Here is a 16292-nt window from a genome sequence, read left to right as displayed (position 1 = left end):
CTGCATTGGTATTGTATAGGAAAATGCTTTGTTACAAGCCTCTTCATACTATTATATTATTGATCAAAGCGTCCGTAGAAGGCATTGCGGTATACATCAGCCAATTCAGTAACCAGCGGCAGCTTTGGATTTGCAGTTGTACATTGATCCTCAAAAGCGCGGTCAGCCAGATAATCTACACGTGATTCAAAGTCTTTTGGATCGAATCCGAGTTGTTGGAACGATTCCTCGATACCGAGTGTTTTGTTCAACTTACGGATCGCGTCAATTAAGCTGTTAACCCCTTCTTCAGTGGTACGTGCAGGCAGTCCCAGTATGCGTGCAATTTCTGCATAGCGCTCATCTGCAACAAAGTGCGAATATTTAGGGAACGAAGCAAATTTTGTCGGCTTTTTCGCATTGTAGCGAATAACGTGCGGCAGCAAGATAGCATTCGTGCGGCCATGCGCCGTATGGTATTGTCCGCCCCATTTATGTGCAAGACTGTGGTTAATACCCAAGAATGCATTAGCAAACGCCATACCTGCAAGTGTAGAAGCATTATGCATTTTTTCGCGAGCCAACTTGTCGCCGATCAGAGCCGATTGCTCCAGGTATTGGAATACCAGTTGAATGGCTTTAATTGCCAGACCATCTGTGTAATCATTGGCCATTACAGACACGTAAGCCTCGATAGCATGTGTCAGAACGTCCATACCTGTATCGGCTACAGCTGTTTTAGGCAGCGAATATACAAACACAGGGTCAATAATTGCCACATCAGGAGTCAACTCATAGTCAGCCAGCGGATACTTCGTGTTGCCCAGGTTTTTGTCTGTAATTACTGCAAACGATGTGACTTCCGAACCTGTACCCGAGGTTGTAGGGATAGCTACAAATTGTGCTTTTTGACCCAGACGTGGGTACTTGTAAATCCGTTTACGAATATCCATGAATTTTTGCTTCAAGCTATTGAAATCAGTATCCGGATATTCATAGAACATCCACATGCCTTTAGCAGCATCCATTGGCGAACCGCCGCCGAGTGCGATGATGCAATCCGGTTGGAAACGTCTCATCATTTCAGTACCACGCTCTACCGTAACTGTCGATGGATCTGGCTCAACTTCAGAGAACACTTCAATCGCAACTGGTGTTTGGCGCTGGTGCAAATAATGAATGACGCGGTCCACATATCCGAGTTTCACCATCATAGGGTCAGTGATAATGGCTACACGTGTGATATCAGGCATTTTAGCAAGATACTGTGTCGAATTTTTCTCAAAATAAATTTTGGAAGGTACTTTGAACCATTGCATATTCACCGTCCGTTTCGCCACCCTTTTCACATTAATCAAGTTAACTGCAGATACGTTCGACGAAGTCGAGTTACGACCGTACGAACCGCAACCAAGTGTCAACGAAGGAAGGTTGGTGTTGTAAATATCACCGATTGCACCATGTGTGGAAGGTGCATTTACAATGATACGACCTGTTTGCAAACGGTTTGCAAAGCGAGCGATAACGTCCTCATCTTGCGAATGGATAGCTGACGAGTGACCCATACCGCCGAACTCTACAACTTCAGCAGCACGTTGGATACCTTGCTCTGCATTTTTCACTTTGTAGCAAGCCAATACCGGACTCAATTTTTCCGCAGATAATGGGAATTTGGTTCCTACTCCTTCAATTTCAGCGACCAAAATTTTTGTTCCTGCCGGTACTGTAATGCCGCTCATTTCAGCTATTTTTACAGCAGACTGTCCGACGATGGCCGGGTTCACTGCACATTTTTCTACATTCATAGCCCCTTGAGTGAGCTTAGCTGCTTCTTCTTTATTTACAAAGTAGCAACCATTAGCAATCATCAATTTCTTCACTTGCTCGAAGATAGGCTCTTCGATAATTACGGCTTGTTCCGAAGCACAAATCATACCGTTATCAAAAGATTTAGAAAGGATAAGGTCGTTCACGGCCTGTTTGATATCGGCTGTTTTTTCAATAAAGCAAGGTACGTTACCAGGACCTACGCCAAGTGCAGGTTTACCACAGCTATAAGCTGCCTTAACCATGCCTGATCCGCCAGTTGCCAAAATCAATGCCACATCAGGGTGGTTCATCAGTACATTTGTTTTATCCATCGAAGGTGCTTCAATCCATTGGATGCAATCCGCTGGAGCACCATGTTTAACAGCTGCTTCAAGCAATACGCGGGCTGCTTCCGCACTACACGATTGAGCAGATGGATGGAAGCCGAAAATGATTGGGTTACGTGTTTTAATGGCAATTAACGCTTTGAACATCGTAGTCGAAGTCGGGTTTGTTACTGGAGTAATCCCCATGATGATACCGACTGGCTCTGCAATCTTTTGGAAGCTATCGAAATCATTATCTTCAATGACACCAACGGTCTTCTCATTTTTGATGCTGTGATAGATATATTCTGTTGCAAACATGTTTTTGGTGATTTTGTCCTCGTACACACCGCGTCCTGTTTCTTCAACAGCCAACTTCGCTAGGTGCATGTGCTTATCCATCCCTGCGAGTGCCATAGCTTGTACGATTTCATCAATCTGCTCCTGATTCATACTCATGAAAGCTTGCTGTGCCCGGTTCGCCCGGTCAATCAGCGTTTGAATATACTGCTCTGCGCTTTGCTCTTTTTGGATAACCTCGTTTTTAACAGCCATTTCCCTCATCCTCCTGTTATCTCGTGTACTATCTCTTGTTCACGCACTGATCGTAACACAGCTTTTCAAGATATTTTGTGATTTTTTTCACAATCTATTTAAAATTTTATTTTATGAAGTGAATTAAATCACAAAGTTTGGAATTCTGCCACTTTTACCCCCTCTTCTTGCCCCAAAAACTCATTGCACAGGTATATAATGAATTTGAATTGATCAAGTTGCAGATAAAAAACATAGGATACAAAGGGGAAATGGACGATGAGAAACCCTACAAATGTAATGGAAGCCCGCGGCAACACCTGTTGCTTCTCGGAGGCCAGCTTCAACCGGTTGCAAGTGATGATGAAAGATCGAGTTATGCCAGAAAGCTCGCATTTGTTCTGGGAAGGAGATACAGCGGATAAGCTGTTTTATATTAAGCGCGGACGCGTAAAGGTAACCAAAACAACGGATGAGGGTAAGGAACTTATTCTATATATGTATCAAAGCGGCGATCTTGTTGGTCAAGCTGATCCTTTCTTCGGCACCAAGCATTCCTTTTCTGCTGAGGTTCTGGAGGACAGTGATATTGGCGTAATCGATCATACAGATTTGGAGCTGCTTATTTGCCAGCATTGTGATTTTGCGATTGACTTTATGAAATGGATGGGATCGCATCATCGCATTACTCAGACCAAGTTCCGCGATTTGATGATGTACGGCAAGCCTGGCGCTCTATGTTCCACACTCATCCGACTATGCAACACCTATGGTGAGCCTCACGGCGACTATATCTTGATTCATAAAAAGATTACTCATACTGACTTATCAAATATGATCGGTGCTACCCGGGAAAGCGTAAATCGGATGCTCAGTGATCTGCGTAAGAAAAATGCAGTAGAATACGATAATGGTATGATTGTTGTCAAGGATTTGGAAATGCTGCAAGGTGTATGTCATTGTGAATTGTGCCCACGTGAGATTTGCCGGATATAATAAATTGTTTTTTAATGTAAAAGGGAGTGCTGTAAGCCATTATTAGCTTATAACACTCCCTAATTTTATTCCACTCCCCATTTTTTAGAGAACGGACGGGACAGTAACAAAGCACATAACTCGACCTTCTTCTGCCCTACACGCTTTAAAACTGAAAGCATAGATAACCTAAATTTCCCATCTCATAGCTTCTATGGATGACCTTAGCTTTGTTTGCAGGATTGCCACTACCCATTGCAATAAACAACGGTACAAAGTGTTCTGCTCTAGGTACGGCCTGACGAGCATATGGCGCTTCGCTTTCATAGTGATCCAAAGCTTCTATATCTCCGCTTTGCACTTTTTCGATAATCCAGTCATCAAAATCAATTGCCCAAGGCTCCGTTTTCGTTTCTCCCCATTTGACAATACGCAGATTATGGACAGTCACGCCACTGCCAATGACCAGAATATCTTGTTCTCCCAACTCACGCAACACGTCACCAATGGCAAATTGTGCTTTGGGCGAGAGGTACGGATTTACGGAAATCTGAACTACCGGAATGTCTGCCTCAGGATACATACGATGCAACAATGTCCAGGAACCATGATCCAGTCCCCTCACCCGATCAGTTTGTACATCGATGCCCTTTTGTTCATATAACTTTTTCAACTTATTAGCTAGTTCAACAGAACCATGTGCTGGATACTTCACTTCGTACAGTTCGGGTGGGAAGCCTCCAAAATCATAAATTGTATCGTATATGTCATCCATTGAACTAATCGTTAACACTTGCGTCTCCCAGTGAGCTGTAAAGATAACAATCGCCTTAGGGTGAACGCTTTTCCCCAACTGCTCTAGAAATGCAGTGTAGTCCGTCTGTTCAATAGCAAGCATAGGTGATCCGTGGGCTAAAAATAAAGATGGTACCATTAAAAAATCCCCTTATCGCAAACAATTTATTTTATTCACTTAGTAACTTTATGTAAGCAATAATACATAAGTAATATAGTAATGTCAATATAGATGCCAGCATATACTTAAAGATCAGCAATTCTTTAAATAAAGATTGATATAGGTATAAAGTCATAGTAATATGTAACTAATAAATTTAAAAATATTATTATATCCCGATACAAAGGACTGGTTTCTATGGAGATACATACTTCGAATTGCCCAAAATGCGGTTCCGTTTTCCGTCAAAATCTTAGAAACCTGTGTAATACTTGTATTCAAGAAGAAAATATATTCTTTGACCGCTGTTCTAACTATCTATGGAAGCATCCTTCTACTCATACCCGCCAACTCAGTGATGTGACTGGCACACCTATGGATTTGCTTACAGATTGGGTAAGAGCAGGCAAATTTCCCTCCACATACAGTCAGCTTGATTATCCTTGCGAGTCCTGCCGTTCTCCCATTTATGCAGGAAGGCTTTGCCACTCGTGTTTAGGCACATTTCGTTCAGCCGCACTGGATATTCAATCCCGCATCCCTCGCCGTACAACAGCCGGAGTATTCTCAGTAGCAGGGCGCGCTAAAAGCTATTAAGCCGTACTGCCTACCTCAAAATAAAAAAACAGCCTTTTCCTAGGAAGAGGCTGTTTTGCTATGAGAAACACTTAATGAGTTTGGTGATCATCTAATCCATTCCTCAGCCCAAAATTGAATCTGCTCCATAACCGGCTGAAGTGCACGACCTTTGGTGGTTAGCTCATATTCAATGCGGACAGGAGTTTCCGGATATACATGGCGTGTAAGAATCCCTTCATTTTCCAGATCCTTCATCCGCTCTGATAACATTTTGTCACTCATTGTGGGAATCAGATTGGAAATATCCTTAAACCGCTTGGGACCGCTCATCATGGATTGAATAATCAATCCATTCCAGCGCTTACCCAGACATGAAAAGGCGGTTTCAAAACGCGGACACATTTTTGTAAATTGCGGTTGACTCTCCAAATTTTTCACCTTCTTTTGCATTTCGGTTTGATAAAGCTTTCCTTTTGTTAGTATATATCATTTTAGCATACTTTATCCCGAAAGAAAACACTTTCTTAAATTTAATACCTGTGCTGATAAAGTTGCCATGACCAAAACTGATTATACAACAAATCAATGCGGCAGGTATATGTCTAATTCGTTAAATACAAAAAGGCGGAATCCCCAGAGGTTCCGCCTGTAAACCTGTTATTTATATAATTCATCAATATGTGATAATTGTAACTATACCAACACTCCACCAAGCGGCCTTACCGGTTCACTTCTACCATATACTGGTTTTTTATTGCTTGTCGGTGAAGCCCAACGGATGCTGTTAGCAATGACCTTCAAAATATCAGGCTGGTAATAAGTCGGATAGGTCTCATGCCCTGGTCGGAAATAAAATATTTTACCACTGCCTCGATGGAAGGTGCATCCAGTTCTAAATACTTCGCCGCCTTCAAAGTTACTGATAAAGACCAGTTCATCCGGCGCAGGAATATCAAAGAACTCGCCATACATCTCTTCCTGCTCTAAGAGAATTTTGCCGTCTAATCCTTCCGCAATAGGATGTGACGGATTTACTGACCAAATAATCTCCTGCTCGCCTGCAACTCTCCATTTTAAATCACAACTAGTGCCCATCAGAGCTTTAAATGGCTTGGCGAAATGGCCTGAGTGCAATACGATGAGGCCCATTCCTTCCTGCACACGCTTGACGACACGCGCTGTAACTTCATCGCTCACCTGATCGTGGGCTTTATGTCCCCACCACAGCAGCACATCTGTGGAATTGAGGATTTCTTCTTCCAAACCATGTTCGGCATTCTCACGCAAAGTAGCTGTTCTAATGGCAAAACCTTCATCTGCCAAGCCGTCAGCCAATGCTTGGTGTATGCCGTTAGGATAAATCCGTTTGGCTTCTTCATTTAACTTTTCGTTCAAAAATTCATTCCAAATGGTGACGTTAATCATCACAGTTCCCCCTATTAGGTTAGACCCACCACATCTCGCTCAGCGGTTCTTCAATCAGGACCTGGCGAAGATTATGGACAGCTTTAGTAAAGCCTTCTTCCACGGACATCAGACCGTCTTCATGCTCAATACTTACTACATAATCGTATCCCACCAGACGCAGAGCACTGATAATATCTGCCCAGGTTTTTACATCATGACCATAGCCCACAGTACGGAACTGCCATGCTCGATCTAACATATTCGTATACTCCTGCATATCGGTAAGTCCGTATTTATTAACATTGATCGGATCAATCGTCGTATCCTTGGCATGGAAATGGTGAATGGCTCCCTCTCGGCCTAAAATTTGAACCGCCTGTACGGGATCAATTCCCTGCCACCACATATGGCTCGGATCCAGATTAGCACCAATGACCTCTCCTGCCGCTTCACGCAAACGAAGCAAGGTTGCTGGTGTATGAACGGAGAAGCCCCCATGTAACTCCAGCCCTATTTTAACATGGTGATCTGCTGCAAATTTACCCGTTTCAGTCCAGTAAGGAATAATTTTATTCTCCCATTGCCACTTCAGCACTTCCTGGAAATCATTAGGCCACGGAGCCACAGGCCAGTTTGGATACTTCGCATCCTCGTGATCACCTGGACATCCTGAGAAAGTGTTCACAACAGGAACTTCCAGCTTTTCTGCCAATCGGACGGTTTTAAGAAATGTGTCATGATCTGCCTGTGCCAAATGCTTTTGTGGATGAAGCGGATTACCATGACAGCTAAGCGCGCTAATCGTTAATCCCCGGGATTCTACTGCCTTTTTAAAATTTTTGAGCGCCGTATCGTTCTCTAGCAACTCATCAGGCTTGCAATGCTTATCTCCCGGGTTGCCACCTGTTCCGATTTCTACAGCATCCAGTCCCTGAGAAGCCACATAATCCAGCGCCTCCTCCAATGAACGTCCACCGAACAACACCATAAATACTCCAAGTTTCAAAAGAAATCCCTCCCTGTATCATATGTGAAAAAAGCTGCTTTCATTATAGTGATTGTCTATTCGGGATCATTACAAGGCTTAGTCAAAATAAACTGCTTTTCCTGTACGGGCCGATTCATAGATGGCTTCCAAAATTTCAGTAACCACCAGTGCCTGCTCCGGCTTCACAAGGAGTTCTTTGTCATCCAAAATAGATTCGATCCACAGACGGGCTTCACGGTCTGCCTCATTTTCCGTTTCACCGGAGTAAAAGGCCACTCCTCCTGCATTCAGATCTATTTTAGTGTCAAACAAGCGGCTGTTCTTTTCTCCGTTAATGCGCAATCCATCCTGCATATCTGCTCCGCCTTCGGTACCGCATAACAACGTCTTGGCTTCACCAAACTCTACAACATTTAATGCCCAGCTGGATTCCAATACAATCGTAGCTCCATTTTGCATGGTGATGAACCCAAAAGCTGAGTCCTCTACTTTAAATTCCTCTGGGTCCCACGGTCCAAAAGCATTGGCTGCATTTTTTCGATCTCCCAGCTTATGGAAGGTTGAACCTAGTACACTTTTAGGCTTGTAATTATCCATCAGCCAGAGTGTCAAATCAAGTGCGTGTGTGCCGATATCAATCAGCGGGCCACCACCCTGTTTCTCTTCATCCAAGAACACTCCCCAGGTGGGAACCGCACGGCGGCGTAGAGCAATGGCTTTACCAAGATAAATCTCACCAAGCTCTCCTTGCTCGACCAATTGCTTCAGATACAGACTGTCATCACGATAACGATTTTGATAAGCAATGGATAGCTTTTTGCCTGTACGGTTGGCCGCATCAAGCATTTCCCGTGCCTGCTCAGCAGTTTTAGCCATCGGCTTTTCACATAGCACATGCTTACCTGCCTCAAGCGCCGCTACCGTAATTTCCGAGTGCGAGTCGTTAGGGGTACATACATGTACAACTTCAATGTCTTTATTTTCTAGCAGCTGACGGTAATCACTGTAAACTTGTGATCCTTCAGCACCATACTTTTCAGCAGCCTCTTCAGCACGTTCCTGTACAATGTCACAGAAAGCTATGATTTCTGCTCTCTTTTGCTTGGCAAGACTCGGTAAGTGTTTACCGTTAGCAATGCCCCCACAACCGATAATCCCGATCTTAAGTGTTTTAGACATGAATATTTCCTCCCTGAGCTGCGTATTGTTGGAGCCACTTCATACTGGTTTCAATGCTTTCGATTGGAGGATTTGAGCTGAAATCCTGTTCCACAACAACCCAATCCACACCTGCTTCAATAGCGGCATCTGTAATGGTCTGAAGCTGCACTTCTCCTTGGCCTAACTCTACAGTAACTGCTTTTTGCTGCTCGTCGCGTGCCATATCCTTTAAGTGAATGATAGGCAGGCGTCCACGATATCGTCCGATGTATTCCACTGGATCATAGCCCCCATAGTATACCCAACAAGTATCCATTTCGACCTGTAACAAATCATCGGGAACCGCATCATATAAAGCATCGAATACCGGGCGATCATTGATTTTCTCTGTTAGCTCAAAATCATGATTGTGATAAGCCAGTATTAACCCATGCTCCTTTACTTTTTTACCAATACGATTCAGATTAACAAAAAGGTCATCCCACTCCCGCTCTTCTTCGGTTAAATAAGGAACAATGAGGTACTTGTTACCCAATTCTTTGTGATATGCAATTTCCTCATCCAAATGATGCAGCAAGCGGCTGTATTGTATATGAGTTCCGACAACTTCCAGATTTAGTTCATCCAAAAGCGCCCTGACATCCTTGGCACTACGCCCAAAGAAGCTATGAAACTCAACCCCTTTATAGCCCAGCTCAGCTACCTTGCGCAATGTGCCTTCAAAATCCTGTTCAAGCTCTTCCCTAACTGTGTATAATTGTAATCCTACTTTAGTCAATCCCCTTCACCTCTTCGTTAGGATGAATTTTCGTTATATCTGTTCCATTACACCTGCTTGCCCGCCTCTGGTATCGCACATCTGCAGTGCCTGGCAGCCAGGTACCGGCAGATAAAATGCAAACTCCATCTCAGGCCGAAGCATCGATCTATCCACTTTGTATACGTTTACAACACTCAATTTATCGACCCTCTCCTTGGCCCTTCCATTCAATAGATCACCAAAGGTCACTACTTCAAAGGGCGGGTTGGTTTGGAGAATTTTAAGATATACCGAGCTAGTGTTACCACAGCTGATAATCCCGGCCTTATTCGTTTTACGTCTTCACACTCCTTGGCCTCTAACATGTACTTTCTCATCTAACATGTAAGCTTTACAGTTCACATGGTATTCTATTTTGCTTTCGTTTAAAATGAATAATATGATTAAAACATGAACAATCTGGTCAATATTTGAAACAGCCATATGCCCAAAAGGAGTCATCATCATGTCTATCATTGAGCCTTGCCAGGTTCTTACCGCAGGCTATTCCTTCCACCGTAAGCCCTTTTATTCGAACCAGCCTGATGGAATCAAAAATTATTTATTCCGTCTGCAAACAGATGGACGCTGTCAAGCACGCATTGACGGGAAAATGACACGGATTGAGGCAGGTGATCTGCTGCTGTTCAATCCGACCGAGCCTTATGAACTGGATATTCACAGTGAGTTGAACCCCATGGGAGAGCAGGTTGTAGAAAGTGGGGATTATCACATTTTTTTCGGTGGCCCCTGGGTAGATGAGTGGTGGAATCATCACAAACGTCCCAACCGAATTAAGGTTCAGCTCACAGAAGCCCTGCTTGGCCTATTTCGTCAGCTCGTGTTGGAGCAGCGACGTATTTCTAATCCTTACCCGGAAATATCAAGCTATTACATACGCATTTTATGTTTGGAGTTTGACCGTATACTATCCGAGCAGCCCACTGCTACTCATCATAACTATCTTGCTTATCAGATAAAAAATTATATTGAAGAAAATGCATCATCTAATTTTAAGCTGGATGACGTGTCTTCGCACGTCGGGATCAGCGTATCCCGAGCGGTACACCTGTTTAAGGAAACGTTCGATACGAGCATTATGCAGTACACACTGGACGTCAGGCTCAACATGGCAAGGGAGCGTATCATTTTCAGTCCCATGTCACTGGAACAAGCCGCCGAATCGTCAGGATTTGCAAACTACACATACTTTCACCGTGTATTTCGTTCCCGCTTTGGTATGTCGCCCAAGGAATTCAGAATGATACACCGCGAGCAATTGTAGGAAAAAGAGAGCGTTCCCCTGAACGCTCTCTTTTTCCTAACGGATGATATAACGGGTACTATTTACATACACAATCTGTTTTTACAGAGCAATCGTCAGCATCACAACCGACATCGGTGGCAGTGTAACATCCAAATGCTGACCTTGCAGCTGATAAGATGTAAAAGTTTCCTTTTTCACACGCTCTGGCTGATCAAATGTATTATGTGCCTGCATATCGTCACTGGCTAAGACAACACCATTGATCTTCTTAACCTCTTCGAGCCCTCTTAGCTCAAGGCTCAAATTTGCCGATTCGCCCGGATGGACATTGCATAAGCTTATATGAATAAAACCATCTTGTGCCTTAGAGGCGGACACACTTACTTGTGGGATGGAGTCTCCATCATACTCATAATTGCCTACCTTCGCATGAATAGCCAGTGCTTGTGCATCCTGATGCACTTTGAACATTTCAAATACATGGTATGTCGGGGTCAACAGCATAGCAGGGCCTTCAGTTAGAACCATCGCTTGCAAAACGTTGACCATTTGAGCAATATTCGTCATCTGCACACGATCATGATGATTATGGAATATGTGCAGGTGTAGTCCGGCTACCAGCGCATCCCGCATCGTATTTTGCTGATACAGGAAGCCAGGATTGGTACCTGGTTCGGTCAGGAACCAAGTTCCCCATTCATCGACGATCAGCCCAACCCGTTTGTCAGGATCATATTGGTCCATAATGGCAGAGTGGCGAGTAATCAATTCATCCATGTGCAATGATTTTTTCATCGTCTCAAACCATTCTGCTTCATCAAAACCGACTGCGTGTCGTTTCCCTTCCCAACTCCCCGGTATTGTGTAGTTGTGTAGACTCAAACCGTTCATAAGGTGCCCGGCTTCGCGCATCAGTACTTCGGTCCAACGATAATCATCCACATTCGCCCCACCAGCTATTCGATAAATGCGATTCTCTCCATAGTTACGGACATATGTCTGATAGCGGCGATACAGGTCAGCATAATATTCCGGGCGCATGTTACCGCCACAACCCCAGTTTTCGTTACCAACTCCAAAATATTTGAGCTTCCATGGTTTCTCACGACCGTTTTCCTGACGCCATGCAGCCATAGGGGACTCCCCGTCAAAGGTCATGTACTCTACCCACTCCGACATTTCCTGCACTGTACCACTGCCTACATTCCCACAGATATACGGCTCTGCATTCAATAGCTCACACAATTGGAAAAACTCATGTGTACCAAAATGGTTATTTTCAACCACACCGCCCCAGTGCGTATTTACCATTCTTTTGCGTTTTTCTTTCGGCCCGATCCCATCTTTCCAATGATATTCATCGGCAAAACAGCCCCCTGGCCAACGCAGCACAGGAATGTTCAGCTGCTTGAGCGCTTCCACCACATCATTTCGAATTCCGTCAGTGTTAGGGATTGGAGAGTCCTGTCCCACCCATAAACCTTCATAAATGCATCGTCCAAGATGCTCGGCAAATTGCCCATAAATATTTTTATTAATAACGCCCTGTTCCCAATCGGTATTTACTATAACAGAACCCTTCACAACAAAACCTCCCAAAACATTAAAATTGTTGGAGCATCACAAAAATGATTACGCTTTCATAGCCGCATAAATTACACTCACACTACCGTTCTCTTTTCGAACTCTAATATTACACATTGTCACACCTAACAATCCTTTTATTAATATAAATATTAATAATTAAACAAAAGCATTTTACGTGTTTAATATATTTTATTGTCTACAATTTGTCAATTGCTAACAACAAAGTCCAAGCAAACCAAAAAGGTCTGCCATTAAGGCAGACCAGGGGATGACTACTTTAGCCTGTAATCTCAGATTTAATTGAGTCTGGGCTTTGCATTTTTCAAGCTGATCCTTGCCAACGTGAACCATGGTAGCTGGGACAATTTTGAGTTACTGCCAAGGCACGTATACGAACAATACTTCCACTAATGCCACATGTGTGACCGGACATTAACTCATCGCATTGTGCACAGGTCAACAGTCTGGCTTTGTATACTTCATCGTTTACACAATCCATTTTGGGTCTCATATTGTTAAGAATTCTGGTAATTTGCTCTTCCGATAAAGCGATATCTCTTTCACAGCCTTTACAAGTACTTGGCACAGGTATATCTTCCATCGTCAGCTTACCCTCCCCGATCAAAAATATCCTCAGTAAAAACAGTTTATTTCCACGATGCCACGAATGACTTTGCCAGATGCTTTATTATAGGTGGACTTATTTCCGTTCCGACGGGAGCTGGGCGGCCGCCTCGGATACGACCATCGCCAAGTCCTCATTTCCGAACATGGACAGCACCCCTAATACCGTATCCAGCGGAATATCACCTGCTTCTTCGCGCGATACAGTAAGCTTGCGTATTCGCAGCAGACGCTCGTTGCTATCCTGCTGCGGATACGCTGCACGATATAATTCCTCTGGCTCCAAGTCGTTATTGATGCACCATTGAGCAAACACAAGGATCATCATATCTTCTTCTTGCTTATAATTTTCAATGATAGCTTCTTCTAGCTGTTTACCGCGGTTGTCTTCTTCCATTGATACATTTCTCCTTCAACCTAATTCTTGATGTCTGGATCATCATGGTTCGATATTAATCTCTCAAACCACTAATCAGTTCTTCCGCTAGCATATGGCTTTCCAACACTTTTCCAGCTTGTATAACACACTCCTCCGGACGATGAATATGCTCCAGAAAATGATTCACCACCCCGGTGAATCCCCGTCTTTCCAATATTGTGTCCCAGCTTCCAAAAGTTTGCGTTCGTGATAAATGATTTTTTTGCATGAAAACAGCCTGTTCCATATTCGTGACTTCAACAGACCGTCCTGCCCCGTGAAGCTCCAGCTTCTCTATGTCAGCTCCTGCCTGTCTGCTCATACTGTATGTACCGGCAGCATTCCCCAAACGCAAAGTCCCGAACGCAGCGTCCATATACCCTTCACTTGTTGTATCCAGACTACTTTGCAGTAGCTCATAATTATCGCCACCCAGCCACAGTAGCAAATCAAGCATATGAATTAAATCATCATAAACCGTCTGTGTCGCCGGTCTACGATCATATCCAGTTCGGTGTTTAATCGCCGCACATTGACTGAAACCGCCCACTTCCTCTAGCCAAGCTTTTGCAGCCACATAGTGCGGAGCAAAACGTCGATTAAAACCTACCGCCAGCAGTACAGCCTGTGCTTCCGCGAAAGCAGTCATTTCCAAATTCTGACGAACATCATAGGACAATGGTTTATCTACGTACACCGCTATCCCTTTTTCAATACACGCCATAACTAGGTCAAAATGAGCTTCGGTGGCCGCATGTATAAATACAGCTTCCGGCTCCCATGCCAGCATTTCCTTCACGTCCGTCGTTCCTCTTGGTAGTCTATACTGCTCCATAGTAGAACTGACCGGCTCCTGTGAACGGTTCATCACTCCTACAATGTCTACGCCTTGGTGTGCAGCCAGTAACGGCAGATACACTTTACGAGCGATTCCACCTAATCCTGCAATAGCTACTCTTGTCTTGATTTGCTTGTCCATATGGTTCCACCTCTAATCACTCATTTCATCTGTTGTCTAGTTTACATGGAAGTCCGCTGACAAGCAAAGAAAAGAGACTGCTCCTGATCCAGATGGATCTGAGGAACAGCCTCTAAGACTTGAGTATCCAGCTCAGCCAGATTACTTCAATATAAGTTAGCTTATGCGTGCAACGCTTCTTTTTTTGTTTTCTCACTTTTTACTTTTTTAACACGCATCCCGATGGCTACAACCAGAACTACAATCAAGGCTTCAAAACCATATTTAACGACTCCATTTGCGAACCAGTGTGCAATTAATGGCTCGGCCACCACCATTTTAGCAGCGGTATACGCTAATACTGCGGCTCCAATCGTGATCACTACTGGGTAACGTTCTGTCAGTTTCAGAATAATCGTGCTTCCCCACACCATGATCGGAACGGAGATTGCCAGACCTAGAATAACCAGTAGCATATTTCCATGAGCGGCTCCCGCAACAGCAAGCACATTATCGAGTCCCATCATTGTATCCGCAATAATAATGGTACGAATCGCTGCCCACATCTGATTTGTAGCTGAAATTTCATGTTTTTTCTCTTCGACCAACAACTTATAGGCGATATAGATAAGGGCCAGACCCCCAACCAAACGCAATCCATATATTTGCAGTAAGTATGTGACCAGCACTGTAGCAATCACACGAATGATGACTGCTCCGACCGTTCCCCAGATAATGACCTTCTTTTGATTGGCCTTATCAACATTCCGCGCCGCCAAGCCGATTACGATCGCATTGTCACCAGCTAGCACCAGATCAATAATAATAATGGACAATAATGCGGTTAAAAACTCAATTGACAAAAAATCCATACGTTTCTCCCACCTTCTTTGTTTATTTGTTATACTGTACATAGTTCAGCGCTTTATACTAAAAAAGCGCCATTTCGCGGAATCCGGAAACGGCGCTTGACCCAATTTTGGCATCAAAAAAAGACCATTTACCCGGATTCCTAAAATCCTGGCAAAGGTCTCGCTTACAACATTACGTTGCCAATAAAGCCGGGGATTAAGAATCCCGTAATGACGACTTTACTCGCTGAGCTACTCCCCTTTGGGAACTATTCTGTTAGTGGCAGTATAGCATACATTTTTGGGAATGTGAACCCTATTTTTTTCTGTATAAGCAATAAGCCGAACAGGGATATTGAAAGAGGTATATAAATGAAAAAATGGTTACTCCCCGCGGCTTATGTTTCGCTGCTCTGCATCGCGTTTATCTACAGATATGATTGGCTCGCCTGGGCAAACAAGCAAACCTCCTTTCCGGTTCTGCTACTGCTCGCATTTTTATTCGCGTTAATTCCGTTTATCCCTTACAAGCTGATTATCGTTTCCATTGCTTATGCAGCAGGCGCCTGGCAAGGTGCTTTGATTTGCTGGCTTGGCACTACTTTGGCTGCGTTGGTCGTTTACAGTGCTGTACGTACCCTGTTCCGTGACAAAGGACGTGCATATTTGGAGCGTGTTCCCGCACTGGAGCGCTTCAATCAGGTCATGGAGAAAGATTCTTTTACTGCTGTGCTACTGGCTCGCCTGATTCCAGTCATTCCTCAGGCAGCTGTAAATGTATATGCCGGAGTAGCAGGGTTTCCATTTTGGAGCTTTATGCTAGGTACAGCGATCGGCAAACTTCCCGCAATTGCAGTGTATGCTTATGCAGGCGGTACCTTTGCGGAACATCCAATCACGGGTTTGCTTATTTTGCTGCTATATACTGCACTGGTAAGTGGAGGGTTTGTACTTTACAGAAAAAGAGTTAGGCGCGTCAACAAAATATAACACTAATGAGTTTGTGCCGCTTCTGTAGAATGTTTCATTGCAGTTTTTGGGACACACTACAGCTACGCAACTGAGTACTTTCTGA

Annotated in this window: 16 protein-coding genes; 3 read left to right on the top strand and 13 right to left on the bottom strand. The window is 44.0% G+C overall.

Annotated features, from left to right (window positions below; translation table 11 throughout):
• Positions 1-56 precede the first annotated feature (56 nt).
• Positions 57-2669 carry a bifunctional acetaldehyde-CoA/alcohol dehydrogenase gene (adhE, locus tag ACXHJ2_RS07890; RefSeq protein WP_165079675.1) on the bottom strand — a complete coding sequence of 871 codons (2613 nt, stop codon included), beginning with the start codon at positions 2667-2669 and terminating at the stop codon, positions 57-59.
• A 258-nt stretch (positions 2670-2927) separates the two neighbouring features.
• On the opposite strand from adhE, the gene ACXHJ2_RS07885 reads away from it, so the two are divergent.
• Positions 2928-3644, top strand: coding sequence for a Crp/Fnr family transcriptional regulator (locus ACXHJ2_RS07885; protein WP_014599995.1), 717 nt, complete (start codon positions 2928-2930; stop codon positions 3642-3644).
• Between the two features lie 145 nt (positions 3645-3789).
• Here the strand turns inward: ACXHJ2_RS07885 and ACXHJ2_RS07880 are convergent, their stop codons facing one another.
• The 7 genes from ACXHJ2_RS07880 to ACXHJ2_RS07850 form a co-directional block, all read right to left on the bottom strand.
• Positions 3790-4557, bottom strand: coding sequence for a DODA-type extradiol aromatic ring-opening family dioxygenase (locus tag ACXHJ2_RS07880; protein WP_165079674.1), 768 nt, complete (start codon positions 4555-4557; stop codon positions 3790-3792).
• A gap of 705 nt (positions 4558-5262) precedes the next feature.
• Positions 5263-5607: a winged helix-turn-helix transcriptional regulator gene (locus ACXHJ2_RS07875; RefSeq protein ID WP_013371810.1), complete on the bottom strand. Its 345-nt coding sequence runs from the start codon at positions 5605-5607 to the stop codon at positions 5263-5265.
• A 243-nt stretch (positions 5608-5850) separates the two neighbouring features.
• Positions 5851-6582 (bottom strand): ThuA domain-containing protein, encoded by a 732-nt coding sequence (locus tag ACXHJ2_RS07870; protein WP_165079673.1) that lies wholly within the window; start codon positions 6580-6582, stop codon positions 5851-5853.
• A 19-nt stretch (positions 6583-6601) separates the two neighbouring features.
• Positions 6602-7570: a sugar phosphate isomerase/epimerase family protein gene (locus ACXHJ2_RS07865; protein ID WP_013371812.1), complete on the bottom strand. Its 969-nt coding sequence runs from the start codon at positions 7568-7570 to the stop codon at positions 6602-6604.
• A 78-nt stretch (positions 7571-7648) separates the two neighbouring features.
• Positions 7649-8731 (bottom strand): Gfo/Idh/MocA family protein, encoded by a 1083-nt coding sequence (locus ACXHJ2_RS07860; RefSeq protein WP_165079672.1) that lies wholly within the window; start codon positions 8729-8731, stop codon positions 7649-7651.
• Positions 8724-9491 carry a sugar phosphate isomerase/epimerase family protein gene (locus tag ACXHJ2_RS07855; RefSeq protein ID WP_058711549.1) on the bottom strand — a complete coding sequence of 256 codons (768 nt, stop codon included), beginning with the start codon at positions 9489-9491 and terminating at the stop codon, positions 8724-8726. The genes ACXHJ2_RS07860 and ACXHJ2_RS07855 overlap by 8 nt, the downstream gene beginning before the upstream one ends.
• A 33-nt stretch (positions 9492-9524) precedes the next feature.
• Positions 9525-9671, bottom strand: a complete 147-nt coding sequence (locus ACXHJ2_RS07850) for a hypothetical protein (protein WP_233902221.1) — start codon at positions 9669-9671, stop codon at positions 9525-9527.
• A gap of 307 nt (positions 9672-9978) precedes the next feature.
• Between ACXHJ2_RS07850 and ACXHJ2_RS07845 the strand changes: the two genes are divergently transcribed.
• Complete coding sequence (locus ACXHJ2_RS07845; RefSeq protein ID WP_016822319.1) at positions 9979-10797, top strand: AraC family transcriptional regulator; 819 nt, start codon at positions 9979-9981, stop codon at positions 10795-10797.
• A gap of 81 nt (positions 10798-10878) precedes the next feature.
• Here the strand turns inward: ACXHJ2_RS07845 and ACXHJ2_RS07840 are convergent, their stop codons facing one another.
• From ACXHJ2_RS07840 to ACXHJ2_RS07820, 5 genes are all read right to left on the bottom strand, one after another.
• The gene (locus tag ACXHJ2_RS07840) at positions 10879-12363 is read right to left on the bottom strand and encodes an alpha-N-arabinofuranosidase (RefSeq protein WP_165079671.1); all 1485 of its coding nucleotides are present in this window, start codon (positions 12361-12363) and stop codon (positions 10879-10881) included.
• Between the two features lie 325 nt (positions 12364-12688).
• Positions 12689-12967, bottom strand: a complete 279-nt coding sequence (locus ACXHJ2_RS07835) for a hypothetical protein (RefSeq protein WP_165079670.1) — start codon at positions 12965-12967, stop codon at positions 12689-12691.
• Between the two features lie 99 nt (positions 12968-13066).
• The gene (locus tag ACXHJ2_RS07830; RefSeq protein ID WP_064962896.1) at positions 13067-13387 is read right to left on the bottom strand and encodes a hypothetical protein; all 321 of its coding nucleotides are present in this window, start codon (positions 13385-13387) and stop codon (positions 13067-13069) included.
• 55 nt (positions 13388-13442) lie between these two features.
• Complete coding sequence (locus ACXHJ2_RS07825) at positions 13443-14387, bottom strand: Gfo/Idh/MocA family protein (protein ID WP_165079669.1); 945 nt, start codon at positions 14385-14387, stop codon at positions 13443-13445.
• Between the two features lie 161 nt (positions 14388-14548).
• Positions 14549-15238 carry a TerC family protein gene (locus ACXHJ2_RS07820; protein ID WP_013371821.1) on the bottom strand — a complete coding sequence of 230 codons (690 nt, stop codon included), beginning with the start codon at positions 15236-15238 and terminating at the stop codon, positions 14549-14551.
• Between the two features lie 351 nt (positions 15239-15589).
• Here ACXHJ2_RS07820 and ACXHJ2_RS07815 point away from each other — a divergent pair, with 351 nt between their 5' ends.
• Complete coding sequence (locus tag ACXHJ2_RS07815; protein ID WP_165079668.1) at positions 15590-16207, top strand: TVP38/TMEM64 family protein; 618 nt, start codon at positions 15590-15592, stop codon at positions 16205-16207.
• Positions 16208-16292: the final 85 nt, after the last annotated feature.

Source organism: Paenibacillus sp. ALE3, assembly GCF_054113405.1.
Note: the sequence above shows the minus strand (reverse complement) of the source record. Positions and strands in the feature narration are given on the sequence as shown.